Origin of the sequence: Streptomyces phaeochromogenes, assembly GCF_001418655.1 — a bacterium.
GTDB classification, from domain to species: Bacteria; Actinomycetota; Actinomycetes; order Streptomycetales; family Streptomycetaceae; genus Streptomyces; species Streptomyces phaeochromogenes.
The window spans coordinates 1-25,163 of sequence record NZ_LIQZ01000261.1 but is presented as its reverse complement, the minus strand read 5'-3'; the positions used below and the strand labels follow the sequence as shown (position 1 = coordinate 25,163).

Here is a 25,163-nt window from a genome sequence, read left to right as displayed (position 1 = left end):
GCCTAGGACGCCCCCGGCCCCCGATGCTCCGCAGCGATCCCGAACCGCTGCCGTTCGCGAGGAGCGGAACCCACCTCCCGGACACTCGACACCGCACTGATCACCGGCTCCTCCACCCCCGCCTCGATCGCCGCGTCGAGTTTCTCGAGTCGCTCCAGGTCAGCCGCGGACACGAGAGCGACGAGCGGCTTCCCGTGACGCGTCACGACGACGCGCTCACCGCCGTACACCACCCGGTTGATCAGGTCGGCGAGCTCAGCCCTGGCTTGCGTCACCGGAATCTCGTAGGCCATGCTCCCCATCATAACGTCATGTACGTCCTGTACATTTTTTACAGGACCTCTCCCGGAGGAGCGTGTGTCATGACCCGACCGTCCGCCCGCTACGTGCTGCCCGAGTTCACCGAACGCACCAGTTCGGGGAGCCGGACCATGGACCCGTACTCGAAGCTGCTGGAGGAGCGGATCGTGTTCCTCGGGACGCCGATCGACGACGTGTCGGCGAACGACGTGATGGCGCAGTTCATGCACCTCGAGTACCAGGCGCCCGACAGGGACATCTCGCTCTACATCAATTCGCCCGGCGGCTCGTTCAGTGCGATGACGGCCGTCTACGACACGATGCAGTTCGTCAGCTGCGAGGTGGAGACCATCTGCCTGGGGCAGGCGGCGTCGGCCGCGGCGGTGCTGCTCGCGGCCGGCACACCGGGCAAGCGGTACGCGCTGCCGGGCGCCCGAGTGCTGATCCACCAGCCGTCGTTCGCCGAGCCCGTCCAGGGACAGGCGTCCGACCTGGCCATTCAGGCCGACGAGTTGATGCGTACCCGTGGGCAGTTGGAGGAGATGCTCGCCCTGCACACGAGCCAGAGCCGAGAGCGGATCGGTGCCGACATCGAGCGGGACAAGATCCTGGACGCGCGGGCGGCGCTGAAGTACGGACTGATCGACCGGATCGTCGCAAGCCGGAAGTCCACCCAGAGCGCACCCGGCGCGAGGTGAGCGGCCCGATGCTCCCACCCGAGTTGCCGCCGCTGCCGGCCCTGACCCGTGCCGAGGCCGAGCTGATCGACCGTTACCTTGAAGTGGTGGACCTGCTCGGCCGGATCAACCCGGCCCACTCCGGGGACACCTACCGGGGGCTGCGGGCCGCCCAGGCCCTGGTCGGCCGGGCCACCGCACTGCGTGACGCGCTGGCCCTGATGCACCAACGCGGCGAGCACGAGGTGCACGCGCCGACCCTGGCGCGGGCGCTGCGCGTCCTCGACGGTGAGCGCCGAGCGGGCCGGATCGCGCTACCACCGCGCTCCGACAGCTGACGTACCGCCACGGACCCGGCGTCACGCAGGCATCTGACGGGACGTCCGGGTCAGGGTTCAAACGGACCGAAAGGCGTACCACCGAACAGCGTAGCCAGAGCTGCTTTTACAGGCCCGTGGGAGTTGCGCAACACGCGTAGCCTCCGTACGGAATCAGACGTTCCGGTGCTGGTACGAGGGTCGTCGACCCCCTGGACGCCCTCCCGTTGGAATGGCTGTCCACCCGAACGGGTGAGTGGTGAGTAAGCCCACAAAACGCCGATTCCGCTCGGCTTTTGGGACATCCGTGCGTCAAGATCCCTTCCGACGACAAGCCCCCGCCACAAGCGGCGGGGCGATCCGGGCGGACGCCGAGTCCTGCCGCCGCCCGGATGACCGGTCGACAGAAGTGGATCGGCAGGAGTGGAGGACCCAGGCACGACGGGTCGCCGGAACGGTCACGCCATGACCGGGCCGAGCAGCCCTTGGGGTGAAGCCGCGTCAGCGGCCGGGCAACTTCGCCAGCCCGAATCCGACAGGTCATCCTTCACAGGCGGCTGACGAAGGGTTGCGCATGACTGCGCTCAATCGTGTCCCGTCGCTGTTCACCAGGGCCGGTACCGCATCGGCTCTCACCATCGCCGCTGTCAGCGGCGGCATCGTGGCCCCCGGACTCACGTCCGGCGCTGAAGCGGCCACACCCGCGACGAAGGCACTCCAGGTAGCGGCCTCCAAGAAGGGCTCCCCGTACAAGTACGGGGCCGTGGGGCCCAAGCGCTTCGACTGCTCCGGCCTCACGCTCTACTCGTTCAAGAAGGCGGGCAAGTCCCTGCCGCGTACGGCCGCCGCGCAGTACAACAAGACGAACCATGTCTCCGCTTCGAACCGCAAGCAGGGGGACCTGGTCTTCTTCCACTCGGGCCGGAACGTCTACCACGTCGGCATCTACGCCGGGAAGGGACGGATCTGGCACTCCCCGAAGACCGGGGAAGTGGTGAAGCTCCAGAAGATCTGGACGAAGAGCGTCTGGTACGGCCGGGTCAGGTGACCCGCCCGGGAGGTGGCCGCGGTGATCGCCGCGGCCACCTCTCGGGGCCCTGAGCGTGATTTTCGCTGCTGAGTGGTTACTCCTCACCCATGGGCGACCCGCATCACCACGAGGAGCGCGACGAGACCCGGCTCGAGCGCGCCGACCGCAACTTCAACGAACTGCTCCAGGAACTGCGGGTCACGCAGACCGGGGTGCAGATCCTCTTCGCCTTCCTGCTCACCCTCGCGTTCACCCCGCGCTTCCCGTCCCTGGACTCGTTCCAGCGCGTCACGTACGTCGTCACGCTGCTGCTGTCCGTACTGGCCGCCGCCCTCTTCACCGCCCCTGCCGCGCTGCATCGCAGGCTGTTCCAGCAGGGCGCCAAGCCGCAGGTCGTGAACGTCTCCTCGCATCTGGCCCAGATCGGGCTCGGCGTACTCGCCCTCGCCCTCTCCGGTTCGGTCCTGCTCGTCGTGGACGTGGCGACGGGCCGGGCGGGCGGCATCGCGGCCGGCGCGACCACCCTGGTCGTGTGCGCGGGCCTGTGGGCGCTGATCCCCCACTTGATGCAGAACTCCGCCGACGAGGACTAGCGGGCCCCTCCGTGCCGTCGTTGGGGCGAGACGCTCAGTCGGCTGTCACGGGCTGTACCGGTGCCGTCCAGGGCAGCATGATCGAGACCGTCTTGCCGCCCTCTCTGGTGGGCCGGACCGTCAGCTTGCCGCCGCATTCGACCGTCAGCCAGCGGACGATCACCATGCCGCGGCCGTTGTCCTGCTGAACGGCCGCGGGCAGACGTTTCGGGAAGCGCGGGTGACTGTCGGTCACACCGATGCGCAACTGTTCGTCGCGGTCGAGTTCGATGTCCACCGTGAAGGTGGGCGACTGCCCGAACGTGTGCTGTACGGCGTTGGTGGCGAGCTCCGAGACGATGAGCCGGACTGTGTCGGCGGCCTCCGTGTCGGATGGAAGTCCCCATTCGGCCAGCACGTTCATGACGTATGTGCGGGCGGCGTAGACCGAGGCGGGATCGCTCGGCAGAGTGACGGATGCTTCCTGGTGGTCTGCCATGGCGAGGTCGTCCCTTTCCCACGGGACCGGAGACCGGACACGAAGCGGATGACTTCGAGTACGGTCCCGGACTGGTGCTTGCGCCAGAGTGCCACTACCTCGGCGTTCACGGTGCCGATCCACCGAGATATGCATATATCTGTCGCTCGAAGCGGTGAACTCTGCGACGGCCGACCGTATTTGGGCGGGGCGCCGGTTTGTCCTCTACGGTCGGCGTGACGCCGGACGATATAGCGCCGGCGCGACGGTCGGAAGGAGACGGCCATGCAGTACGGTCCCGCTGTGCGCCGCCGGAAACTCGGCGCCGAACTGCGTGCCCTGCGTGCCCGTGCGGGCCTCAAGAGCGGCGAGGCGGCCCGGCTCGTCGGCTGGCACCAGTCGAAGGTGAGCCGGATCGAGACCGGCCGCAGCGGGGTGAAGCCGACGGACGTGGAGCTGCTGCTCGACGCCTACGACGTCCGGGACGCGGAACTGCGCGAGTTGCTCGTGGTGCTGGCGGGCTCCGACGACAACGGCCGGCACCACTGGTGGCACGCCTACCGGGGTCTTCTGCCGTCCACCTACAGCGACTTCATCAGCCTGGAGTCGCAGGCCAGCGTGATGCGCACACTGGAGAACTCCGTCGTGCCGGGGCTGCTCCAGACGCCGGAGTACGCCCGCGAGGTGACCCTGGCGGCCGTGGACGGGGCGCCGGACGACAAGGTCGACGCGCTGGTGGAGGTGCGCCTCGCCCGCCAGGACGTACTGCGTTCGAATCCACCGCTCCGACTGAGTGCGGTTCTCGACGAGGCGGCCCTACGACGGACGGTCGGCGGACCGGGCGTCATGGCACGGCAGTTGGAGCACCTCAGGGAGGCCGCGCAACTCCCTCACGTGCGGATTCAGGTGCTGCCGTTCGGAGTTGGAGCTCATGTCGGCGTGACAGGACCCTTTGTTATTTTTTCGTTTCCGAGCACATCTGATCTGGATGTGGTTGTTCTAGACCACTTGACGAGTAGCCTCTATCTCGAACGGAAAGAAGACCTTCAGGCCTACAGCGAGGCCTTCGACTCCCTTCAGGTCCACGCCCTTTCGCCCGAGGAAACGTTGGATTTCATCGCCGGTGTAGCTCACGGCGCATAAGGAGGCACCATGCCCGCCCCCCTGCCTCGGTCCCTACCTTCGAGCACCCGTCTGCACGGTGTGCGGTGGCAGCGCAGCAGCCGCAGCACGGGAATGAACAACTGCGTCGAGACGGCCCGTCCGGGATCCGGACCGTGGGCCGGACTGCTCGCGGTGCGCGACTCGAAGAACACGCCGGGACCCGCCCTGCTCTTCGCCCCCGCCGCCTGGGAGGGTTTTATCGCCGCGCTTCGATGATCAGGCGTACGGCACGGTCGAGTTGCCCGTCGGTGAGGTCCGCGCGGGCGGTGAGCCGCAGCCGTGAGATGCCGTCAGGCACCGACGGGGGACGGAAGCAGCCGACGGCGAGACCGGCCTCGCGGCAGTCCGCGGCCCAGCGCACGGCCCGCTCCGGGGAGGGTGCGCGCACGGAGACGACGGCGGCGTCCGGTCGTACGGCTTCGAGGCCCTCGGCCGTCAGCCGTTCGTGCAAGGTGGTCGCCACCGCACGCGCTCGCGTGGCCCGTTCCGGTTCCCTGCGCAGCAGACGCAGGGCCGCGAGGGCCGCTCCCACCGCCGCGGGCGCCAGACCGGTGTCGAAGATGAAGGTACGGGCCGCGTTGACCAGATGGTCGATGACGTGGGCCGGTCCGAGGACCGCGCCGCCCTGGCTGCCGAGCGACTTGGACAGCGTGACGGTGGTGACCACGTCCGGGGCGCCCGCGAGACCCACGGCGTGCGGAGCGCCGCGACCGCCTTCGCCGAGTACGCCGAGACCGTGCGCGTCGTCCACGAGCAGGGCGGCGCCGTACTCCCGGCAGGCGGCGGCGAGTCCGGTGAGCGGGGCCGCGTCGCCGTCGACCGAGAAGACCGTGTCGGATACGACGACGGCCACTCCTGCGTGCGTGCCCAGCGCCTTGCGCACGGCCTCGGGGTCGGCGTGCGCGACGACCTGGGTGGTGCCGCGCGCGAGACGGCAGCCGTCGATCAGCGAGGCGTGGTTGCCCGCGTCGGAGACGACGAGGGAGCCGTGCGGGGCCAGCGCGGTGACGGCGGCGAGGTTGGCCGCGTACCCCGAGGAGAAGACCAGCGCGGACTCGAACCCGCAGAATTCGGCCAGCTCGCGTTCGAGTTCCGCGTGCAGCTCCGTGGAGCCGCTGACGAGCCGGGAGCCGGTCGCTCCGGCGCCCCAGGCCCGCGCGGCGCTTGCGGCGGCCTCGGTGACCTCGGGGTGCCTCGCCAGGCCCAGATAGTCGTTGCCCGCGAGATCGAGGAGCGGGGAGTCGGCGGGGCGGGGACGCAGGGTGCGGACGAGTCCGGCCCGGTGGCGCGCCCGCGCCTGCTCGTCGATCCACTCGAAGGGCGATCCCGACATATGTCCTCCGGGCCATGAGGTGAGGGTGTTCCATGGGGCGCCAACACATGACATTTCGCCTGGGCCGTCCCCACCTGCCTTTTGTAGGCAACGCACAGACCCTAGCCGGACCACCAGCCGCCCATGATGTGGCAATACCCACACGTCGAGCGGCCTCTGTTGTCCGGTCCCTCCTTGGCCCGGCGCGGTCGGATAGGCGAGGATCGGACCTCATGGACCTGCTGAACACGCTGGTGGACAAGGGGCTTCGGCGAGAGCTGCCGACCCGCGAAGAGGCGCTGGCCGTACTGGCGACCTCGGACGACGAACTCCTCGATGTGGTGACCGCGGCCGGCAAGGTACGCCGGCAGTGGTTCGGCCGACGGGTGAAACTCAACTACCTGGTCAACCTGAAGTCGGGCCTGTGCCCGGAGGACTGCTCCTACTGCTCGCAGCGGCTCGGCTCCAAGGCCGGGATCCTGAAGTACACGTGGCTGAAACCCGACCAGGCCTCCGAGGCCGCGGCGGCCGGTCTCGCGGGCGGCGCCAAGCGGGTCTGCCTGGTGGCGAGCGGACGCGGTCCCACAGACCGTGACGTGGACCGGGTCTCGGACACCATCAAGGCGATCAAGGACCAGAACGAGGGCGTCGAGGTGTGCGCGTGCCTCGGGCTGCTCTCCGACGGTCAGGCCGAGCGGCTGCGCGAGGCGGGCGCGGACGCCTACAACCACAACCTCAACACGTCCGAGTCGACGTACGGGGACATCACGACCACCCACACGTACGCCGACCGCGTTGACACGGTCCAGAAGGCGCACGCCGCGGGCCTGTCCGCCTGCTCGGGGCTCATCGCGGGCATGGGCGAGAGCGACGAGGACCTCGTCGACGTCGTCTACTCGCTGCGCGCGCTCGACCCGGACTCGGTGCCGGTCAACTTCCTGATCCCGGTCGAGGGCACCCCGCTCGCCAAGGAGTGGAACCTCACCCCGCAGCGGTGTCTGCGGATCCTCGCGATGGTCCGGTTCGTCTGCCCGGACGTCGAGGTGCGGATCGCGGGTGGCCGCGAGGTCCATCTGCGCACGATGCAGCCCCTCGCCCTGCACCTGGCCAACTCGATCTTCCTCGGCGACTACCTGACCACCGAGGGCCAGGCAGGCAAGGCCGACCTGGACATGATCGCGGACGCCGGGTTCGAGGTGGAGGGCACGGGCCAGGTGACGCTTCCGGAGCACCGGGTCACCGCCGGCACGGGCGGCGGCTGCGGTTCCCACGCCGAGGCCGGCTGCGGCTCGCACGCGGACGCCGGATGCGGCTCCCACGAGGGCGGTGGCTGCGGTCCCTGCGGCTCGGCCGCCGACGAGCAGGCCCCCGCGGCGGCGCGGGTCCCCGAGACGGCCCGCGCCTCCGAGGCGCGTACGGACCTGGTCGCGGTACGCCGCCGGGGTGCCGGAACGGACCTCGCGCCCAATGCCTGACCCGCACGTGTCCGGCCTCTCCGTGCCCGAGCTGCTGGAGCTCGACCGGCGGCACGTCTGGCATCCGTACGGGCCGATGCCGGGCCGGCAGGAACCGCTCGTCGTGGAGTCGGCGAGCGGGGTGCGGTTGCGGCTGGCCGGCACGGGCACCGAGCTGATCGACGGCATGTCGTCCTGGTGGTCGGCGATCCACGGCTACAACCACCCCGCGCTCAACGAGGCGGCCCGCGACCAGCTCGGCCGGATGAGCCACGTGATGTTCGGCGGGCTCACCCACGAGCCCGCCGTACGGCTGGCGAAGCGTCTTGTCGACATGTCGCCCGAGGGGCTTGAGCATGTCTTCCTGGCCGACTCCGGCTCGGTGTCCGTCGAGGTCGCGGTCAAGATGTGCCTCCAGCACTGGCGTTCCCTCGGCCGCCCGGGCAAGCAGCGCCTGCTGACCTGGCGCGGCGGCTACCACGGCGACACCTGGCAGCCGATGTCCGTGTGCGATCCCGAGGGCGGGATGCACGAGCTGTGGCAGGGCGTGCTCCAGCGCCAGGTGTTCGCGGACCCGCCGCCGGTCGCGTACGAGGAGTCGTACGCGGACCAGCTGCACGAACTGATCGAGCGGCACGCGGACGAGCTGGCCGCGGTGATCGTGGAGCCGGTGGTGCAGGGCGCGGGCGGGATGCGGTTCCACTCCCCCGCGTATCTGCGGGTGCTGCGCGAGGCGTGCGACGCGCACGACGTGCTGCTCGTGTTCGACGAGATCGCGACGGGCTTCGGCCGTACGGGCACCCTGTTCGCGGCCGAGCACGCAGGGGTGACGCCGGATGTGATGTGCGTCGGCAAGGCGCTGACCGGCGGTTATATGACGATGGCGGCCACGCTCTGCACCGCGCGGGTCGCCGACGGGATCTCACGGGGCGAGGTGCCGGTGCTCGCCCACGGCCCGACCTTCATGGGCAACCCGCTCGCCGCCGCGGTGGCCTGCGCCTCGATCGACCTGCTCCTCGGCCAGGACTGGCAGACCGAGGTCAAGCGCGTCGAGACCGGGCTGCGGGAGGGGCTGGCTCCGGCGGCGGAACTGCCCGGGGTCCGGGACGTACGCGTGCTCGGTGCCATCGGGGTCGTGCAACTGGACCACGAGATCGACATGGCGGCGGCGACCCGGGCCGCGGTCCGCGAGGGCGTGTGGCTGCGCCCGTTCCGGGACCTCGTGTACACGATGCCGCCGTACGTCACCGGGGACGCGGATCTGGCGCGGATCACGGCCGCGGTGTGCGCGGCGGCTGGGGAGGGCTGACATGTCTTCGGTACTGGTGATCACGGGGACGGGCACGGAGGTCGGCAAGACCGTGACGACCGCGGCCGTCGCCGCGGCGGCCCTCGCGGCCGGGCGCTCCGTGGCCGTGCTCAAGCCCGCGCAGACCGGTGTGCTGCCGGGCGAGCGCGGGGACGCCGACGAGGTGGTCCGGCTCGCGGGCGCGGTGACATCCGTCGAACTGGCCCGCTATCCCGAGCCGTTGGCTCCCGCCACGGCGGCCCGGCGGTCCGGTCTCGCGCCGGTGCGGCCGGTCGAAGTGGCGGAGGCGGCGGGCAAGTTGGCCGCCGGCCACGACCTCGTGCTGGTCGAGGGGGCGGGCGGCCTCCTCGTACGGTTCGACGACGAGGGCGGCACACTCGCGGACGCGGCGCGGTTGCTGGACGCGCCCGTCCTGGTGGTCGCCTCGGCCGGACTCGGCACGCTCAACACGACGGAGCTGACGGCCCGCGAACTGCGGGCCCGCCGCCTCGACCTGCTGGGTGTCGTACTGGGCAGCTGGCCGAACGACCCGGACCTCGCGTCACGTTGCAACCTCGCGGATCTGCCGGTGGTCGCCGGAGCTCCACTGTTGGGCGCGGTTCCCGAGGGTTCGGGCCGCCTCCCCGTCGCCGACTTCCGGGCCACGGCGGGCAGTTGGCTCGCGGCCCGGCTGGGTGGAACGTGGGACGCGGAGGCTTTCACAGACGGGCGCGCCCCGTAAGGGGCGCGGGGCTGTGACATTTTGCGGCTCCGCCGCGTGGGCGCGACCAGCCCGAACGACCCGCAGATACGGCATGCCGGGGACACGCTCACTCCTCCGACGCCAGCAACCTCACCAACTCGATCCGCGACCGAATACCGAGCCGGTTGAACACCCCCCGCAGATGGTGATCGATGGTGCGCGGGCTGAGCAGCAGACGGGACGCGATCTCCCGGTTGGTCGCCCCGTCGGCGGCCATCCGGGCCACCGTCAGCTGCTGGGCGGTGAGCAGGGCGGCCAAGTCGCGCTCCCCGCCCGACGGTTGGGCGGGCTCACCCAGGGCACGGAGTTCACCCCGAGCCTGCGCCGCACAGTGCGGCGCACCGAAGTGCTCGAACGCTTCGAGCGCGCTGTGCAGCCGGTCACGCGCCTCTGTGCGGTTGCGCTGCCGTCGTAGCGCGCCGCCGAACAGCAGCTCCGTACGGGCGCGTTCGAAGTCGCGGGTACCGCCGGCATGCAGGTCGAGGGCGGTCCGGTAGTGCTCGATGGCCTCGGGCCCGGTGGCCAGCAGGGCACGGCAACGGGCGCTGAGGGCAAGGTCGTCGGGGCTGCGGACGGCGCTCGCCCAGCGGTCGTAGTCGGCGTGGGCGGCCCGTGCGACGCGGGTGTCGCCGGTGCGGACGGCGGCTTCCACGTAGTGCGGGGTGGCGAGATGGCGTACGGCCCGGTGTCCGTGGCCGGGGCCGAATCCGGCGAGGGCGCGCAGCCGGGACGCGGAGGCCGCGTATCGGCCGGTGCTGAGGTCGAGGAAGGCGAGCGCCCAGAGGGCGAGGGCGGCGGCGAGGCCGAGACCGCGCGCCAGGGCGTAGGTGCGGGCCGCCTCGGCGCGGGCCCGGCAGACGTCCTCGTCGCCGGTGACGGCGGCGAACATGGCGAGGGCCGCCTGGAGATGGCAGGCCCCGTTGTCCTGCCCGGTGGCGTAGGCCTGGCGCAGGGCGTCCAGGGTGGCGGCGCCCGCGGCCCGTGGGCGGCCCGTCCAGAACTCGGCGTACGCCCGGAACTCCATGGCCTGCGGGACGGTCATCGACTCGCCCCTGGCACGGGCGGAGGCGGCGGCTCGTACGGCCGCGGAGGCGGCGAGGGTGTGGTCGCCGAGCAGCAGAGCGGCGATCGCGGAGTGGATCAGCGAGGTGGGATCACCGCCGGGCCCGCAGCGGCCGGCAGCGGCTTTCAGGAGATCGCGGGCATCCTCGTACCGCCCTTCGAACGCGGCGGCCAGTCCCCCGAGCGTGCCCGGTGGCACGATCCCGTACCGGTCGGCGACGGCCGCGGCCTCCAGGCATCGGCGCAGGTCACCGGTGTAGACGGCGGCTTCGGTGGCACGTGCCACCAGGTGCGCGGCAACGTCGGGAGCGGCGGGCACGACAGGGCGTACGACGTGAATGCCGCCCGCTCCCTCGATCAGCGCGCCGCCGACCGTGCTGTCACCGTCGGCGCCTCTGCCGGGCTCACCGCCGAGTGCCCGCTCCCCCGAATCCATGCCGCGCTCCGCCTCCGCGAGCAGCGCGTCGAACGACTCCGTGGCGTTCCCCGCGCGTAGAGCGAGCAGTCCGCTCAGCCCGTCGACGTCGCCGTCGGCGGCGAGGCGGCGGGCCCGGTCGGCGTCGCCGGAGCGCCAGGCGTCGGTGGCGGCCCGGGCCAGCAGGCGGGGGCGTTCCCGCGGGTCGGGGGTCAGTACGGCGGCCCGTTCGAGGAGGGCGCAGGCCAGCGCGTGTTCGCCCGCGGCCCGGGCCTCGTGCGCCGATGCGCGCAGCTCCCCCGCGAGCCGTCGGCTGGGCCCGAGTGTGGCGGCGGCGCGGTGCCAGGACCGGCGGGGCGCCTCACCCTCGCCGCGCAGGACGCGGGCGAGCAGCCGATGGGTTTCTCGCCGGTCCAGGGCCGACGCGGTCTCGTAGGCGGCGATACGGGTCCAGGGGTCCCGGAACACGACTCCGGCGGACGTCGGATGGGCGAATCCGGCGGCCTCGGCCTCGTCGAGGGGCCCGGTGTCCAGCCGGGCCGCGGTCACCGCGCGCTGGAAGGCGTGGGTGGCGAGTGGGTACTGGTCGGCGGCGGCGATCAGCAGGAGCCGCCGGGTGTCCGGCGGGAGGGTCCTGATCTCGCGCCGCTGGGACCGCAGCAGACCGGGTGCCACGGCGACGGGCTCGGCCGGAAGCGGTTCCAGACCGGCCAGTTGATGCTCGGTGAGGGCGGCGGCGAGTTCCACGGCCGCGCGCGGATCGCCGTGCACGGCACGCAGCACCCGGACCCTGACGCCTTCGGACATCGGGGTTCGCGGGTGCGTTCGCGGCGCGCCGCCCGGTTGTTCCGGGGCGTTCATCAGGGGCGGTGGCGAATGCTGCGGGAGAGGCGGGGGGTTCACCGAGGTCACCACGCCTCTCACGTTACTGGCGAGTTAAGTGGTGCGTAAAGACCGGCGATTTCACCGATGCGGCGCGCGTAGACCCCACCTGACACTCCTGACGAACCCACCCGCATCAGGAGGCACCATGACCCGCCGCACACGCACTGCCGGCACGGTCTTCGCAGCGGTCCTCGCGTCGCTGCTTCTGTCCCTGTCCCTGCCCGCGTCCACGGCGAACGCCGCCGCCCGCAATCCCGTCGTCTTCGTGCACGGTCTGAGCAGTTCGTCGAGCAGCTGGGACGACTGGACCGCCGACTTCAAGGCCGACGGCTACACCAGCTCCGAGCTGTTCGCCTGGTCCTACGACTGGGGCAAGTCGAACGTCACGACCGCCCAGCAGCTGTCCACCAAGATCCAGAGCGTGCTCTCCCAGACCGGTGCGTCCAAGGTCGACCTGGTCGTGCACTCGATGGGCGCCCTGAACTCCCGCTACTACCTCAAGAACCTCGGCGGGACCGCGTACGTCGACGACTTCGTCTCCACGGCCGGGACGAACCACGGGACCACGACCGCCGGCTGGTGCAGCTGGATCTACACGTCCTGCGCGGAGATGTACACCGGCAGTTCGTTCCTCACCTCGCTCAACTCGGGCGACGAGACACCGGGCAGCGTCTCCTACGCCAGCTACTGGTCGAACTGCGACGAGGCCCTGACCCCCGACACCACCGCAATCCTCAGCGGTGCCACGAACGTCGAGGTCGGGTGCGTCTCGCACACCGACATGAACAACGACCACGGTGTCTACGAGCAGGTGCGCGACTTCATCGCCTGACCCGCCCCTCGCGGCTCGCCCTGTGGTCCCCGCCCCGCCGGGGCCGCAGGGCGAGACCGTGCCCGCCGAACGGGACGACACCGTGCCCGCCAAAGCAGGACGACCCGCGAACGGGTGAGCGAGCCCGTCCCGGGGGACAATCGCGGTAGGCCCCGACCTTCAGGGGAGGTCCCCCATGCGACCGCGTGGCTCCAGCACCGCCAGGACGGGTCAGCCGGCCCCTGCCCAGGTTCACCACCCGCTGTTCGCCCGCTTCTACGCCAAGTGCAGCGTGGCGGCGGAGCCGGCCATCGGCGTCCACCGCGAGGAGCTGCTCGCCGGGCTCTCCGGCCGGGTCATCGAGATCGGCGCGGGCAACGGACTGAACTTCGCCCACTATCCGAGCACGGTCTCGGAGGTCGTCGCCATCGAACCGGAGCGCCGCCTGCGGACGTTGGCGGTGACCGCGGCCCTGCGCTCCGACGTGCCGGTCGACGTGGTCCCGGGCGTCGCGGAGGCGCTCCCGGTCAAGAGCGAGGCCTTCGACGGGGCCGTGGTGTCCCTGGTGTTGTGCAGCGTACGAGACCTGCCGCGGGCCCTCGCCGAGATCCGCCGTGTCCTGCGACCGGGCGGTGAGCTGCGGTTCTTCGAGCACGGGAGGGGCGGCGGCCGTGCGATGAACGCCGGTCAGCGTGCCCTGGACCGCACGGTGTGGCCGCTGCTCTTCGGCGGCTGTCATGTGAGCCGTGACCCCGTCGGCGCGATCAGGGACGCGGGGTACGAACTGGGCCCGTACCGGCAGCTGTTGGTGCCCGCGAAGGGGCCGCGGATGCCGAGTTCGTACTGCGTGCTGGGGACCGCGCGCCGTCCCGCGGCCGAGAGCCCGCCCGATTCCTGACGCCGACCCGATTCCTGACGCCGAGAGCGCGCCCGGTCCCTGAGGCCGGGACCGCCCGGCCTCAGGAAGCCGCATCGAGATCCCGGTCCCGGGTTCCGGCTCAGGAGTCCGACGGGCTCACAGACTCCACTGGCGCAGTTCGCGTGCGATGTCGTCCACCGTGGCTTCGCCGGTCTTGACCAGGCGGGCCAGTTCGCGGACCTGCTCGGGCGAGGTGACGACCTTCAGGCCGCTGGCGACGAGGTAGGCGTACGCGACGGCCATGGCGAACATCGCGTTGGAGCGTTCGAGGGCCGGGACGTGCAGCAGGAGCTGGAGCAGCGCGGCGGCGCGGGTGTGCGGGGTGTCGTAGACGGGGACGCCGAATATCTCGGCCTCGTGGCGGCTGACGGCGGCCACGAGTGCGCCGAAGTCGGTGACCTGGGGGTCGCCCGGCGTCTTGTGTTCCGCGACCATGAGGAGCCAGGCGAGGTCGACTCTGATGTTCAGGGGTTCGTTCAAGGGCTCAGCGACGGCCTTCTCGCTCCGCGCCGAACTCCTCGACGAAGACGGACTCGTACTGCTTCATGAAGTCGGCGGCGGCCTCGACGAAGGTGTGGCCGGCTTCTCCGGTGTCCTGTCTGACCAGTTCCTCGATGTAGCGGTTGACGCTCATCCCGCGGGCCAGTGCGCGTTCGCGCGCGGCGCGGGCGGTGCCCTCGTCCACGCGCACGTTCAGCTGGGTCTTAGCCATACCTCGAAGCTAGCGCTGATGTGCTAGCAGTGGCAAGAGGACCCGAATCTCCCCCTCCCCTAAGGGTGCCCCTTACATGGATCCCAGGGTCACCGACCTGCGGCGGAGAACGACCGGCACTTCGGGGGGATACCAAGTGTGCCGCGCATCACACTAGGCTCGCCCGCGGACACCGGAGTCCCACCTAGGAGGCGGCCTTGTCCACAGCAGCTGCGGAGCACGCCCTCGGGCGCACGGACGCCGAGGGGATCGCGGCCCGCGCCCGCGGCCTCACGAAGGCATACGGATCGGGTGAGACGACCGTGCTCGCCCTCGACTCGGTCGACGTGGACATCGCGCGAGGCCGCTTCACCGCGGTCATGGGGCCCTCGGGCTCCGGGAAGTCCACGCTGATGCACTGCCTGGCGGGTCTTGACACCGTTTCGGCCGGACAGGTGTGGCTGGGAGACACCGAGATCACGGGATTGAAGGACCGCGAGCTGACCCAGCTGCGCCGCGACCGGATCGGCTTCATGTTCCAGTCGTTCAACCTGATCCCGACCCTGAACGCGGCCGAGAACATCACGCTGCCCATGGACATCGCGGGCAAGAAGGCCGACGAGAAGTGGCTGAACCAGGTCATCGACCAGCTCGGCCTGCGTGACCGGCTCAAGCACCGGCCCGCGCAGCTGTCCGGCGGGCAGCAGCAGCGCGTCGCCTGCGCCCGCGCCCTCGCCTCGCGCCCCGAGCTGATCTTCGCGGACGAGCCGACGGGCAACCTCGACTCGCGGGCCGGCCTCGAAGTGCTCGGCTTCCTGCGCGACGCGGTCGACGAGCTGGGCCAGACCGTCGTCATGGTCACCCATGATCCGGGCGCCGCCGCCCACGCCGACCTGGTGCTCTTCCTCGGGGACGGACGGATCGTGGACGAGATGGCGCGGCCCACGGCGGAGGCGGTGCTGGAACGCATGAAGAGGTTCGACACGATTCGCGGGACGGTCGAGGGCGACGGCGCCACCGGCCAGGGCATCGTGCCCGATCAGGGCATCGCCCTCGACAAGGACTGAGGCAGGCCGTCGTGCTGAAGGCGACACTCCGGAGTTTCCTCGCGCACAAGGGCCGGCTGCTGCTCTCGGCGCTGGCCGTCGTCCTGTCCGTGGCGTTCGTCGCGGGCAGCCTGATCTTCTCGGACACGGTCACCCGCACCTTCGACCGGCTGTTCGCGTCCACGTCGGCCGACGTGACCGTGACGCCGAAGGAGGATCTCGACTCGCAGATCCCCTCCGGGGCCATCGCGACCGTGCCCACGAGCCTCGTGGCCCGCATCGACAAGGTCGACGGGGTCGCTCTCGCGCGTCCGGACGTGGCCGTCGAGAACATCACCGTCGTCGACAGCGAGAACGAGTCGGTGGGCCCGACCACGGGCGCGCCCACCATCGCGGGCGACTGGTACGTCACCGAGCGCAGCCCTGTGGAGCTGACCTCGGGGCACGCCCCGCGCGGGCCCGACGAGGCGCTCCTCGACGCGGACACGGCCGACAAGAAGCACGTCGGCATCGGTGACACGCTGACCGTCATCGCACAGCCCGGCTCGTTCAAGGTGAAGATCGTCGGCATCGCGACCTTCAGGACCACCAACCCGGGTGCCGCGCTGGTCTTCCTCGACCCGGCGGTCGCGCGGACCAAACTGCTGGGGAAGGCGGACGTCGCCACCAGCATCCAGGTGGATGCGGCGAAAGGCGTGAGCGACGAACAGCTCAAGCAGCGCGTCGCCGCCGCGATCGGCTCGGGCACCTACGAGCTGGAGACCGCCGACGAGCAGGCCGAGACCGCCGCCGCCCAACTGGGCGGATTCCTCGACGTGATCAAGTACGTGATGCTCGGCTTCGCCGGTATCGCGGTCCTGGTCGGGGTCTTCCTGATCGTCAACACCTTCTCCATGCTGATCGCCCAACGCACCCGTGAACTGGGCCTGTTGCGCGCGCTCGGGGCCGACCGGCGGCAGGTGCGCCGGTCCGTGCTCCTGGAGGCGACGCTGCTGGGCCTGGTCGGCTCGACGCTCGGCCTGGCCGCGGGCATCGGGCTCGCGATCGGGCTGATCGAGCTCATGGGCCTGTTGGGCATGAACCTGAAGACCGCCGAGATGGTCATCGGCTGGCCGACACCCGTCGCGGCGTACGTCGTCGGAGTGGGCGTCACCTTCGTCGCGGCGTATCTGCCGGCCCGCCGGGCGGCCGGTGTGTCGCCGATGGCCGCGCTGGCGGACGCCGAGATCGCCGGTGTGGGACGGCCGTTGCGGGTGCGGGCCGTGGTGGGACTGATCGTCGGCGCGCTGGGTGCCGCCGCGCTCGTGGGGTGCGTGACGGCCACGGAGACCGGGTCCGCCGCCTCCCTGCTGGGCCTCGGTGTCGTCCTCACCCTCATCGCGACGGTCATCGCCGGGCCGTTGCTCGTCCGGCCGGTGATCCGCGTCCTCGGCGGATTCTTCCCCGCCGTGTTCGGCTCGATCGGCCGGATGAGCCAGCGCAACGCGCTGCGCAACCCGCGCCGCACGGGCGCCACCGCCGCCGCCCTGATGGTGGGCCTCGCGCTGGTCGGCGGGATGTCCGTGGCGAGCGCCTCGATGTCCAAGTCCTTCGACGACCAGATCGACAAGACGCTGGGCGCCGACTTCGTGGTGCAGAACGCCAACTTCCTGCCGTTCCCGCAGGAGATCACCGAGAAGGTGCAGGACACGGAGGGCGCGGGACTCGTCGTACGGCAGCGGTTCACGCCGGTCGCCGTCCGGCTGCCGGACGGCAAGCGGGTCGAGACGACCGCTGCGGGCTACGAGTCGCAGCTCGACGAGGTCGCCCGCATCACGTACGCCGAGGGCGACACGGCCGCCGCGCTCGCGGACGGGAACATCGCCATGGACGCGGGTTTCGCCAAGGACCACGACGTACGCCTCGGCAGCACGATCCCCGTCGAGTTCCCCGCCGGTCAGAAGACCGAACTCAAGGTGGCGGCGCTGACCGACCAGGACGCTGCCGAGGGCTTCGGCACACAGGGCGGGCTGTTCTTCGGCCTCGGGACGATCGAGAAGTACGTGCCCGGCGGGCAGGACTCCGCGCTGTACGTGAACGCCGCCTCCGGCACCTCCGCCGACACCCTGCGCGCGAACCTCGACAAGACGCTGGACCCGTATCCGCAGGTGCAGGTGCGTGACCTGGCCGACTACAAGAAGCTGATCCACGATCAGATCGCCGTGCTGCTCTACCTGGTGTACGCGCTGCTCGGCCTCGCGATCGTCATCGCGGTGCTCGGAGTGGTCAACACCCTTGCCCTGTCGGTCGTGGAGCGCACCCGGGAGATCGGGCTGCTGCGTGCGATCGGGCTCGCCCGGCGGCAGTTGCGGCGGATGATCCGGCTGGAGTCGGTGGTGATCGCCGTGTTCGGCGCGGTCCTCGGGCTCGCGCTCGGGCTCGTGTGGGGCGTGTGCGTGCAGCAGGTCCTCGCCCTGCAGGGGATGAAGGCGCTGGCCATTCCGTGGACGACTCTCGTCGCGGTCGTCGTGGGATCGGCCGTCGTGGGCATCGTGGCGGCGCTGCTGCCGGCGTTGCGTGCCTCGCGCATGAACGTGCTGGCGGCCATCGCGCACGAGTGATCGACTCATGGAGCGCGCTCCCGTGCACGGCGCGCTCCACCTACACGGCGCGCTCCACGTATGGGCGCGCTCCACGTACGCGGGGCGACGTACACGGCACGCTCAAGTCCCTTACCGGTGAGGAGAGTTCATGGCCCGGCCGTTCCGTTTCGGTGTCAATCTGATGAGCCCCGCACCAGCCGGCGAATGGCGCGCGAAGTGCCGTCGGGCCGAGGAACTCGGCTACGACGTGATCCTGGCCCCGGACCATCTCGGTATGCCCGCTCCCTTCCCGGCGCTGGTCGCCGCCGCCGAGGCGACGGAGCGGCCACGTCTGGGCACGTTCGTGCTCAACGCCGGGTTCTGGAACCCGGCGTTGCTGGCCCGCGAGGTGGCCACGACGGACGCGCTGACGGACGGCCGCCTGGAACTCGGGCTCGGCACCGGGTACGTACAGGCGGAGCACGAGACGGCGGGTCTCCCCTGGGGTTCGCCGGGTGAGCGCGTGGACCATCTTCGGCGTACGGTCGAGGAGTTGGAGCGGCTCCTCGGCTCGGAGGACCAGCAGCCGCAGCCCGTGCAGAAGCGTGTGCCCCTGTTGATCGGCGGCAACGGCGACCGGATGCTGCGGCTGACCGCCGAGCACGCGGACATCGCGGCGTTCACCGGGGCGCGCGCCCGGGACGGCGGTGTGCTGGAGCCGCTCGCGGCGGAGGAGCTCGACGAACGGGTCGCCCTGTACCGGAAGTTGGCCGCCGGGCGTGCGGAGCCGGCCGAGCTGAACCTGCTGGTCCAGATCGTCATCGTCACCGACGACCCCGGTGCCGCGATCCAGCCCTGGCTGTCCCGCATCCCCCACCTGACCGAGCAGCAGGTCCTTGAGCTGCCGATCGTCCTCGTGGGGACCCTGGACGACATCGTCGAGCAAGTGCGGGCGCAGCGGGACCGGTTCGGGTTCTCGTATCTGACGGTTCTGGAGCCGAACATGGAGGTGTTCGCCCCGGTGGTCGCGCGGCTGCGCGAGACCTAGGCCGACGGGATCCGGCGGACCCGGCAGGACCTGTCGGTACCTGTCGGGCAGAGCCCGGCAGTTCAGGATGCTCGATCGCCGGAAACTGTCAGTGGGTGCCTCTAATCTTTCGCGGAAGTCACAGTGGGGTGGGCCGATTCGGACCGCCGGCCGCGCTGTGCCGGTATCCGAACGGCGAAAGAGGCAGAGAAGACCAATGGGTTGGCTGACAGTGGGCGACACCTATGAGATCGCTCTGGTGGAAGGCCGGGTAGTGGCCCGGTCCTCGTCGGAGACGTCCCCGGCAAGGCAATTGAGAACGCTGCCGGGAGAGTTACGGGACCGCCCCGAAGTGATCGAGCTGCAGCGGTTCGCCGAGTGGCTGGACCGGCACGCGGCGGAGTGCGCGGCGCAGGTCGACAACTGGATGGTGTCCTCGCTGCCGGTGCCGACCGGCCTGCTGGCCCGGGTCTGGCCCGACGAGGCGTGGCGGTCGGCACTGCGTGACCTGGTCGTGGTCGGCGAAGGGCCGGACGAGGTCGGTTTCCTGCGGGACGCCGACGACTCGGGTGAGCTTCGGGTGGTGAACCTGGACGGCGAGACCGTCCGCCTCTCCTCCCGTACGGTGACCATGCCCCACCCGGTCCTGCTCCCGGAGCTCGACGAACTCCGCGTGTTCGCGGCCGAGTTGGGCGTGGTGCAGGGCGTCGAACAGATCCACCGCGCCACCTGGCACAAGCCGGGTGACATCGACGGCGACGCCGAGACGGTCACCGAGTTCTCCGGCGCCGAGTACAGCTCGTGGTTCCACCTCTCCGCCCGCGCCGCTTCGCTCGGCTACAAGGTCTCCGACGGCCGCGTCACCGGCCGGATCCGGGACGCCGGGCGGGTCTTCACCGCGTCGGTCGACATCGGCAACCCGTACTACGAGGAAGAGGGCCACACCGGCGATCTGAGCTGGCGCCATGGTCGGGACCCCCGGCTCCGGCTCTCCGAGGTCGGCCCCGTGGCGTGGTCCGAGGGCATGCGCATGGCCGCGGCCCTGCACGCGGGCCGCACCGTGGCCGCGGACCGCACCGCGTGAGCGACACGGCGGCACGGACGACGGCACGCACGGCGACACACCTCGGGAGCACGGCCGTGGCCGGGGCACCTCAGACGACAGAGACCGACGGGCGCACACGGATGAGCAGGGCCCCGGGGACCGGCCGCACGGCCACGAAAGGCACGGAATCATGAGCGACACGGTGGCCGACGACTCGGTGGCCCGAGGCGATGCGACGGCGGTGGCGGAGGCACAGTCTGAGGCAGAGGCCCAGAGTGAAGCCCGGGCCGAGGCTCAGGAACTGCTGCGAGCCGGCGCCGTACTGCCCCCGGGAACGACCGGGGGCGGCGACCGGGCCGTGCCCATGTTCACGCAGGCCTACCGGCATCCCGGCCTGGACGACCGGATCGTCGTACGGCTGGTCGCGGCCCAGCAGGGAGAGGGCCTGGGCACCGGTTTCCTCGGCCTCGAACCCGAGGGCGAGCCGACGGAAGTCGGTCTCGGACAGCCGCGGGCACTGGGTTTCCCGGAATGGGTGCTGGTTCATCACCCCTCGGACGGCCATCTGGCCATGTCCCTGGTCGAGGAGATGAACAAGGTGGCGCGGACGGCGAAGTCCAGACCGAAGAAGGCGCGGGCCACCTACGAGTCGATCGGCGAGCGGCTCGCGGGTTCCGTTCCGCATTTCCTGCCGACCTTCTACGAGCAGGCGGGCCGGGTGTTCCTGGCGGCCGACGAGACGACGTACGCGTCCCAGATGTTCGTCAACGCGCGCAAGGCCGAGACGGCGCACGCGCTGCCGTTCGACGAGGAGCGCATGGACGCGGTCTTCCTTGAGTTCGCCCTCGCCGAGGCCGTGCCGACGAAGATGCTCTCCAGCTACGCCAAGGGGCTGTCGTCCCGGGTTCCGGCCGCCACGGCGTTCCGACACCTTCGCGGACTCTTCGTGCGCCTGGCCGCGCACGGGCTGCCTCCGTCGAGTCCGGGTGCGGGTGATCTGCGCAGACTGGCGAAGGCGGTCGCGGGCAGGAACGCGCTCGTGGAGGAGGTCTCCTATCTGCACGAGATGCTGACGCTGCCCGGCACGGTCAAGGCACCGCCCGGCTGGTGGAAGACGCACCGGCCGGCCCTGCTGGAGCTGACCCGGCAGGAGCCCGCCTTCCGCGGCACCCTGCTGGAGCTGATGCCCTCAGGGTGGGAGCGGGAAGAACTGCCCCAGTGGCTGGACCTGTTGGAGAAGTCCGGTGCCACCGCCGGGCTCTGCGACGCCGCCCTGCCCGCCGAGGTGCGTCCCGCCGACGGTACGGCCGGATGGACTCGCAGATTCCTGGAGCTGTGGCGGGCCGACTACCGCCTCGCTCCGGCAGAGCTCTATCCACTCGTCGACCGCATGGCCGACACGCTGCGCACCGAACTGGAGTCCTCCGGCGGCCTGTTGACGCCCCCGGTCGGCGATGTGAACCTCCTCGACCAGCTGCTGTCCCTGGGCATACCGGTGGCGGAGCCCGAGGAGCGTCACCGCCTCGCCCTGGTGGCGTGGGCAGCCTGTGAACACCGGCGCGATCTCGTCGCCCTGGAAGCCGACCACCGCTTCCACCGGGCGTTCCGGCTCGGCTGCCCCGAGGACGACCGGGCGGGCCACCCGCAGACCGTCGTCACCTTGGCCGGGTCCCCCGGTGGACGGCCGATGCTCGCCGAATGGGTGGGCGAGGTCAGCCGGAAGTACGTCACGGCGGAGCTGCCCGCGTTCGACGGGTGGCGCGGTGTTCTCCAGACGCTGAGCTGGTTGCCGGGAGAAGTGCTCGCGATTGCCGAGAAGGCGGTTCGAGAAGCGCTGAGCACCGGCATCGCTCCCGCGCTCGCCCGTGCCCTGCGGTCCGGACTCCTCGACGAACTGGGCTGGCCCGCCTGGGAAGAGGCGCTCGAAGCACACGAATCGGGGAATCTGCAGCGGGAGGTCCTCGTCACCGACGCCTGGCCGCACCTCATCGTCCTGGCCGGCATGCACCTCCGGGTGATCGGTTCGGAGGGCACGGTACTCGCGCACGAACTGTCCGTCCCCGACCAGGCGGCGCGCTACCGCAGGTATGTCGACTATCACTATGTGGACGGCGAGTTGTTCGTCTGGTGGCGTTCGGTCGATACGAACGGCAGCCAGGGTTACTGGCACCACAACCCCTCCCAGTGGGTGACGGTCGACGGGTCCGGCTACTCCCGCACCAGCACTGTGGACGGGCGCGACGGGATGGGCGGGAAAATGGCCCCCGTCTCGCTCCCACTTCCCGGCGGCGGCCGGACCACCGGTCACGGGGTGCTGCGCCGCGGGGACACGGTCGTTCCAGGAGCGCGGCAGATGATCGGCGACGGCACGTCGTACTGGGTGTGGTCCATGGTGGGCACCGACTACAAGAACAAGACCTGGCACGCGTACGACCCGGTGAGCAACACCCAGGGCGAACCGGGACAGCCGGACTGGTTCGGCGAGGGTCTGCGTGCCGCGCCGGAGGGAAGCACCTTCGAGGCGGGCTGGCTGCTGCCCGCCCCCTCCGTCGCGCCGGGTCCGATGTGCGCCCCGGTGGACGGGGTGCTCGGCTGGCGGGTGGTGACACTGCCCGACGGCTCGCGGCGAGGCGAGGACCTGGCCGGGCGCTCGGTCGTCGTACCGCCCGGCAGGGGCCGCAGCCGCAGCCCGCGCTGGGTGCTGGAGTTCCCGGGCGCCGACCGGCCGCTGGCCGTGATCCAGGAGTACGACGGGATCAGGCTGCTCGACGACAACGGCACGGTGATGGCCGAGATCCCCCGGGACCACACCGCCGGAACCTTCACCGCGGGAACCCCGCTCCTGCCGCCCCTGCGCTACTGGCACCTGCTCCGGCCCCGCGACCCGCAGGGCTCGGCGGCGCTCCGCCAGGTCGACGAGAACACCGCGGCGGCGCTTCTGGCGGCCGTTGTGACGGAGCGGCCCGAGGGCACGGAGGGCCAGGACGGTCCGGGGCGGAAGCAGGCAGGCGCGGACACGCTGCCCGGGCTGATCCGCAGCCTGCTGCCACAGGTCGGCCACCAGGCGCTGCTCACAGGCATCGCCGCGGTCCTGCGGTTCGCAGCCCAGCAGCAGCGCGTCCTCGACGCGGCACGCACCCGGCTCGACACGGCGGTCAAGGGCGGCGTCCGGGAGGAGCAACGGACCGAGCTCAGCGACGGCGCGCTCACCGCGGCGCTGCAGGGACTCGGCCTCAACGGCCGCCGGTACCTGGTGCAGGGCAGGGCGTACTACTACCACGATGGTTCCGGCAAGATCGTCCAGCTGCTGCGGCTGCTCGGGAAGGCGCAGCGGGGCCTCAACGAACCGGCCCCGGCTGGCACTCCGCACCCCGCCCTGCCCGAGCAGGGTGCCTTGAGCGACATGGACTGGCTGACCCTGCCCACGCTGCCGTCCCTGTTGGCTCTGCGGTCCGGCTCGACGGCCACCACCGAGGATCACCGGAAGGTACTGGATACCTTCCTCGCCGAACTGGACGCCCAGGACCTCGCGGTGCTGGACCCCGGCCACTGGCGCCTTGTCCGGCTGCGTCTGGACCGGAGTCTGTTCCGGGGGCCCGGCTCCATGAGCAGCAATGTGGCGACGGTGCTGCAGTTGGACGGCGGCGCGTTCCTCGTCTTCGTCAACGAATGGAGCCGAAGCGACGCCGAAGGCGAGCTGTTCAGGGCGGTCTTCCATGATCCGGGCGGTCGATTCGAGGCACCCGCTCCGTACACGCTGTTGTCCGCCGAGCCCTTCGCCCCGGAGCCGGCACGTGCGCCCGGCTGGTTCACGGCCTTCCGGTCCGAGCTCGCGGCACGTGGTCCGGCGCCCTGGTACCCGGCCGCCGCCGAGGAGTTCGCCCGGCTCACCGGAGTCTCCCCGACCATGGCCCGGCTGACGATCGCCGGAGTGCCGCTGCCCGACGACGCACGGAGGCCCGTGCCCGCCGAGACGCTGAAGGCCATCGGTGTGAAGTCGGCCGACGTGGCCGTCGCCAGAGAGGCCGTGGGGTGCCGGGACGCCGGTGTCTGGCAGGCCGTCATGGCGGCGCTGCTGCCCGCCGAGCCGTCCGCGCTGTGGACGGAGGGCCCGGACGTGGTCGCGGCGGCGGAGGTCTGGAACCAGCGGGTGGGCCGGCGGGCGCCCCTCTCCGAGGAGGTGCTCCACGACGCGGTCCGCACCGTGCGGACCACGTCGTGGTGGGCGCCGTCCGACGCACTGCGCGGGTTCGTCGACGGGGCGGCCGAACCGCGGCTGAACCACGACCTGACCTGGACGACCAGAGGCCGCTACCTGGGCGCCGACGAGAACACGCCCGGCTTCGGCACGGGCACTCTGACCGGCTCGGTGGCCCTGGCCGCATGGCTCGCCCACCGTCTCCCGTCCGGCGACCCGATCCGCGCTGTCCTCCCCGGGGTGCTGTCCTCGGTACGCGCCCGGCTGGCCCACCCGGGTCTGCTGATCAGCCTCGGCAGGGAGGTCGATCTGGAGGCCTTTCGCCGGGGTGCGGGGGACCCCGCGGAGACCGGCGACGGCTTCGTGCGTTACGGGGCGGTCGTGCTGAGCACCACGGTCCCCGACCCCGTCGCCGCCGTCCGCCCCGCGCTGCTGGACGCTGCCGGGAACGATCCCCACCTGTCGGCGGTGGTCCCCGGTGAACGGCCGACCGCCGAGGACGTCGCCCTCCGGCTGGTCCACGACCGGCGGTTCGCGGAGCTGCTCGCCGATCCCGGGGAGCCGGTGGCGGGCGAGCGCGACACGGACGGTCTGTGGTGGCCGCAGGATCCCACCCGGTCCGTGCCCGACCTCGTCGGTGAGGTGGCGAAGCGGTACGGCATCGGTGAGGACGCCGCCGTCATCTATCTGATGCTGCTCGCCATGCCGGATCCCACCGACCACCACACCGCCCGCTGGACCGGCTGGGCGACACAGCGGGGTGGAACGGCCCGGCTCCGCGCCGCCCGCGCCGAGCTCGCCGCGACCGACCTCGTACTCGAAGGCAGCCGCACCCGAGCGGGACGCTCACTGTTCCTGCCCGGCGGCTGGACCCAGCTCGCGAAGCCGTACGTTCCGCTGGAGCGGTGGAAGGTTCCGATGTTCGACCTGCTCCACGGCGAGGAGCCCGTCCTGGGCGTCGTCGTGCCCACCGGTCCCGTCGCCGATCTCTACCGGACGGCCTGGCAACGGGTTCTGGACGGTGACGAGCCTCGCCTGGAGGAACTTGAGGTACCTCGGCCGCAAGCGCGAAGGGGGCGCCGCTGATCCCTGGCGCGGGGCGGGGAGGGAGCCCCGGAGGCCCCGAAGCCCCGGGGCGCCGAGGCTCC

The 25,163-nt window shown here is 71.1% G+C and carries 22 protein-coding genes and 1 riboswitch; of the genes, 16 read left to right on the top strand and 6 right to left on the bottom strand.

Features of this window, described 5'->3' with window-relative positions:
• Positions 1-2: 2 nt before the first annotated feature.
• A complete protein-coding gene (locus tag AOK17_RS31055; protein WP_055615905.1) occupies positions 3-293 on the bottom strand; it encodes a type II toxin-antitoxin system Phd/YefM family antitoxin in 291 nt (96 codons plus the stop codon).
• 69 nt (positions 294-362) lie between these two features.
• Between AOK17_RS31055 and AOK17_RS31050 the strand changes: the two genes are divergently transcribed.
• The 4 genes from AOK17_RS31050 (at position 363) to AOK17_RS31035 (ending at position 2,917) form a co-directional block, all read left to right on the top strand.
• The gene (locus AOK17_RS31050) at positions 363-998 is read left to right on the top strand and encodes an ATP-dependent Clp protease proteolytic subunit (protein WP_055615902.1); all 636 of its coding nucleotides are present in this window, start codon (positions 363-365) and stop codon (positions 996-998) included.
• Between the two features lie 8 nt (positions 999-1,006).
• Positions 1,007-1,315 carry a hypothetical protein gene (locus AOK17_RS31045; protein ID WP_055615901.1) on the top strand — a complete coding sequence of 103 codons (309 nt, stop codon included), beginning with the start codon at positions 1,007-1,009 and terminating at the stop codon, positions 1,313-1,315.
• A 416-nt stretch (positions 1,316-1,731) separates the two neighbouring features.
• A riboswitch (cyclic di-AMP (ydaO/yuaA leader) is annotated at positions 1,732-1,865 on the top strand.
• Positions 1,866-1,868: 3 nt separating this feature from the next.
• Positions 1,869-2,342, top strand: a complete 474-nt coding sequence (locus tag AOK17_RS31040; RefSeq protein ID WP_055615900.1) for a C40 family peptidase — start codon at positions 1,869-1,871, stop codon at positions 2,340-2,342.
• 89 nt (positions 2,343-2,431) lie between these two features.
• A complete protein-coding gene (locus AOK17_RS31035; RefSeq protein WP_055615899.1) occupies positions 2,432-2,917 on the top strand; it encodes a DUF6328 family protein in 486 nt (161 codons plus the stop codon).
• A 34-nt stretch (positions 2,918-2,951) separates the two neighbouring features.
• Here AOK17_RS31035 and AOK17_RS31030 read toward each other — a convergent pair whose 3' ends face one another.
• Positions 2,952-3,395, bottom strand: coding sequence for an ATP-binding protein (locus AOK17_RS31030; RefSeq protein WP_055615898.1), 444 nt, complete (start codon positions 3,393-3,395; stop codon positions 2,952-2,954).
• 264 nt (positions 3,396-3,659) lie between these two features.
• On the opposite strand from AOK17_RS31030, the gene AOK17_RS31025 reads away from it, so the two are divergent.
• Together AOK17_RS31025 and AOK17_RS49005 are read left to right on the top strand one after the other, a co-directional pair.
• Positions 3,660-4,517 (top strand): helix-turn-helix domain-containing protein, encoded by an 858-nt coding sequence (locus AOK17_RS31025; protein WP_055615897.1) that lies wholly within the window; start codon positions 3,660-3,662, stop codon positions 4,515-4,517.
• 9 nt (positions 4,518-4,526) lie between these two features.
• Complete coding sequence (locus tag AOK17_RS49005; RefSeq protein WP_079053376.1) at positions 4,527-4,754, top strand: DUF397 domain-containing protein; 228 nt, start codon at positions 4,527-4,529, stop codon at positions 4,752-4,754.
• Here the strand turns inward: AOK17_RS49005 and AOK17_RS31020 are convergent.
• Positions 4,735-5,871, bottom strand: a complete 1,137-nt coding sequence (locus AOK17_RS31020; RefSeq protein WP_055615896.1) for an 8-amino-7-oxononanoate synthase — start codon at positions 5,869-5,871, stop codon at positions 4,735-4,737. The two genes, AOK17_RS49005 and AOK17_RS31020, sit on opposite strands and share 20 nt — an antisense overlap.
• Before the next feature lie 212 nt (positions 5,872-6,083).
• On the opposite strand from AOK17_RS31020, the gene bioB reads away from it, so the two are divergent.
• The 3 genes from bioB to bioD are packed head-to-tail and all read left to right on the top strand — an operon-like array spanning position 6,084 to position 9,334.
• Positions 6,084-7,325, top strand: a complete 1,242-nt coding sequence (gene bioB, locus AOK17_RS31015) for a biotin synthase BioB (RefSeq protein ID WP_055615895.1) — start codon at positions 6,084-6,086, stop codon at positions 7,323-7,325.
• On the top strand, positions 7,318-8,613 hold the full coding sequence (locus AOK17_RS31010; protein ID WP_055615894.1) for an adenosylmethionine--8-amino-7-oxononanoate transaminase: 1,296 nt from the start codon (positions 7,318-7,320) through the stop codon (positions 8,611-8,613). Before bioB ends, AOK17_RS31010 begins: the two co-directional genes overlap by 8 nt.
• A 1-nt stretch (position 8,614) precedes the next feature.
• Positions 8,615-9,334, top strand: coding sequence for a dethiobiotin synthase (gene bioD, locus AOK17_RS31005; RefSeq protein WP_055615893.1), 720 nt, complete (start codon positions 8,615-8,617; stop codon positions 9,332-9,334).
• Positions 9,335-9,422: 88 nt separating this feature from the next.
• Here the strand turns inward: bioD and AOK17_RS31000 are convergent, their stop codons facing one another.
• Positions 9,423-11,639: a helix-turn-helix transcriptional regulator gene (locus AOK17_RS31000; RefSeq protein ID WP_055615892.1), complete on the bottom strand. Its 2,217-nt coding sequence runs from the start codon at positions 11,637-11,639 to the stop codon at positions 9,423-9,425.
• Positions 11,640-11,862: 223 nt separating this feature from the next.
• Between AOK17_RS31000 and AOK17_RS30995 the strand changes: the two genes are divergently transcribed.
• Together AOK17_RS30995 and AOK17_RS30990 are read left to right on the top strand one after the other, a co-directional pair.
• Positions 11,863-12,549, top strand: coding sequence for an esterase/lipase family protein (locus tag AOK17_RS30995; RefSeq protein ID WP_055615891.1), 687 nt, complete (start codon positions 11,863-11,865; stop codon positions 12,547-12,549).
• Between the two features lie 175 nt (positions 12,550-12,724).
• Complete coding sequence (locus tag AOK17_RS30990) at positions 12,725-13,426, top strand: class I SAM-dependent methyltransferase (protein WP_055615890.1); 702 nt, start codon at positions 12,725-12,727, stop codon at positions 13,424-13,426.
• Between the two features lie 117 nt (positions 13,427-13,543).
• Here AOK17_RS30990 and AOK17_RS30985 read toward each other — a convergent pair whose 3' ends face one another.
• Positions 13,544-13,882, bottom strand: coding sequence for a hypothetical protein (locus AOK17_RS30985; RefSeq protein ID WP_055615904.1), 339 nt, complete (start codon positions 13,880-13,882; stop codon positions 13,544-13,546).
• A gap of 49 nt (positions 13,883-13,931) precedes the next feature.
• Positions 13,932-14,159, bottom strand: a complete 228-nt coding sequence (locus AOK17_RS30980; RefSeq protein ID WP_055615889.1) for a hypothetical protein — start codon at positions 14,157-14,159, stop codon at positions 13,932-13,934.
• A gap of 197 nt (positions 14,160-14,356) precedes the next feature.
• On the opposite strand from AOK17_RS30980, the gene AOK17_RS30975 reads away from it, so the two are divergent.
• The 5 genes from AOK17_RS30975 to AOK17_RS30955 all read left to right on the top strand — a co-directional run bounded on the left by AOK17_RS30975 (position 14,357) and on the right by AOK17_RS30955 (position 25,101).
• Positions 14,357-15,205, top strand: a complete 849-nt coding sequence (locus AOK17_RS30975; RefSeq protein WP_055615888.1) for an ABC transporter ATP-binding protein — start codon at positions 14,357-14,359, stop codon at positions 15,203-15,205.
• A gap of 11 nt (positions 15,206-15,216) precedes the next feature.
• On the top strand, positions 15,217-17,784 hold the full coding sequence (locus AOK17_RS30970; RefSeq protein WP_055615887.1) for an ABC transporter permease: 2,568 nt from the start codon (positions 15,217-15,219) through the stop codon (positions 17,782-17,784).
• Between the two features lie 130 nt (positions 17,785-17,914).
• Positions 17,915-18,793 carry an LLM class F420-dependent oxidoreductase gene (locus tag AOK17_RS30965; protein WP_055615886.1) on the top strand — a complete coding sequence of 293 codons (879 nt, stop codon included), beginning with the start codon at positions 17,915-17,917 and terminating at the stop codon, positions 18,791-18,793.
• Positions 18,794-18,989: 196 nt separating this feature from the next.
• Complete coding sequence (locus tag AOK17_RS30960) at positions 18,990-19,856, top strand: DUF4132 domain-containing protein (RefSeq protein ID WP_055615885.1); 867 nt, start codon at positions 18,990-18,992, stop codon at positions 19,854-19,856.
• Positions 19,857-20,007: 151 nt separating this feature from the next.
• Positions 20,008-25,101, top strand: coding sequence for a DNA-binding protein (locus tag AOK17_RS30955; protein ID WP_245697463.1), 5,094 nt, complete (start codon positions 20,008-20,010; stop codon positions 25,099-25,101).
• The last annotated feature ends 62 nt before the right edge of the window (positions 25,102-25,163 follow it).

Excerpts from the sequence above, each read along its gene's own strand:
- AOK17_RS31035 (WP_055615899.1), top strand. The coding sequence starts at position 2,432 with ATGGGCGACCCGCATCACCACGAGGAGCGCGACGAGACCCGGCTCGAG.
- AOK17_RS30960 (WP_055615885.1), top strand. The coding sequence starts at position 18,990 with ATGGGTTGGCTGACAGTGGGCGACACCTATGAGATCGCTCTGGTGGAA.
- AOK17_RS31045 (WP_055615901.1), top strand. The coding sequence starts at position 1,007 with ATGCTCCCACCCGAGTTGCCGCCGCTGCCGGCCCTGACCCGTGCCGAG.
- bioB (WP_055615895.1), top strand. The coding sequence starts at position 6,084 with ATGGACCTGCTGAACACGCTGGTGGACAAGGGGCTTCGGCGAGAGCTG.
- AOK17_RS31055 (WP_055615905.1), bottom strand. The coding sequence starts at position 293 with ATGGCCTACGAGATTCCGGTGACGCAAGCCAGGGCTGAGCTCGCCGAC.
- bioD (WP_055615893.1), top strand. The coding sequence starts at position 8,615 with ATGTCTTCGGTACTGGTGATCACGGGGACGGGCACGGAGGTCGGCAAG.
- AOK17_RS31000 (WP_055615892.1), bottom strand. The coding sequence starts at position 11,639 with ATGTCCGAAGGCGTCAGGGTCCGGGTGCTGCGTGCCGTGCACGGCGAT.
- AOK17_RS30985 (WP_055615904.1), bottom strand. The coding sequence starts at position 13,882 with ATGGTCGCGGAACACAAGACGCCGGGCGACCCCCAGGTCACCGACTTC.
- AOK17_RS31025 (WP_055615897.1), top strand. The coding sequence starts at position 3,660 with ATGCAGTACGGTCCCGCTGTGCGCCGCCGGAAACTCGGCGCCGAACTG.
- AOK17_RS30965 (WP_055615886.1), top strand. The coding sequence starts at position 17,915 with ATGGCCCGGCCGTTCCGTTTCGGTGTCAATCTGATGAGCCCCGCACCA.
- AOK17_RS30995 (WP_055615891.1), top strand. The coding sequence starts at position 11,863 with ATGACCCGCCGCACACGCACTGCCGGCACGGTCTTCGCAGCGGTCCTC.
- AOK17_RS31040 (WP_055615900.1), top strand. The coding sequence starts at position 1,869 with ATGACTGCGCTCAATCGTGTCCCGTCGCTGTTCACCAGGGCCGGTACC.
- AOK17_RS31030 (WP_055615898.1), bottom strand. The coding sequence starts at position 3,395 with ATGGCAGACCACCAGGAAGCATCCGTCACTCTGCCGAGCGATCCCGCC.
- AOK17_RS30980 (WP_055615889.1), bottom strand. The coding sequence starts at position 14,159 with ATGGCTAAGACCCAGCTGAACGTGCGCGTGGACGAGGGCACCGCCCGC.
- AOK17_RS31050 (WP_055615902.1), top strand. The coding sequence starts at position 363 with ATGACCCGACCGTCCGCCCGCTACGTGCTGCCCGAGTTCACCGAACGC.
- AOK17_RS30990 (WP_055615890.1), top strand. The coding sequence starts at position 12,725 with ATGCGACCGCGTGGCTCCAGCACCGCCAGGACGGGTCAGCCGGCCCCT.
- AOK17_RS31010 (WP_055615894.1), top strand. The coding sequence starts at position 7,318 with ATGCCTGACCCGCACGTGTCCGGCCTCTCCGTGCCCGAGCTGCTGGAG.
- AOK17_RS30955 (WP_245697463.1), top strand. The coding sequence starts at position 20,008 with ATGAGCGACACGGTGGCCGACGACTCGGTGGCCCGAGGCGATGCGACG.
- AOK17_RS31020 (WP_055615896.1), bottom strand. The coding sequence starts at position 5,871 with ATGTCGGGATCGCCCTTCGAGTGGATCGACGAGCAGGCGCGGGCGCGC.
- AOK17_RS49005 (WP_079053376.1), top strand. The coding sequence starts at position 4,527 with ATGCCCGCCCCCCTGCCTCGGTCCCTACCTTCGAGCACCCGTCTGCAC.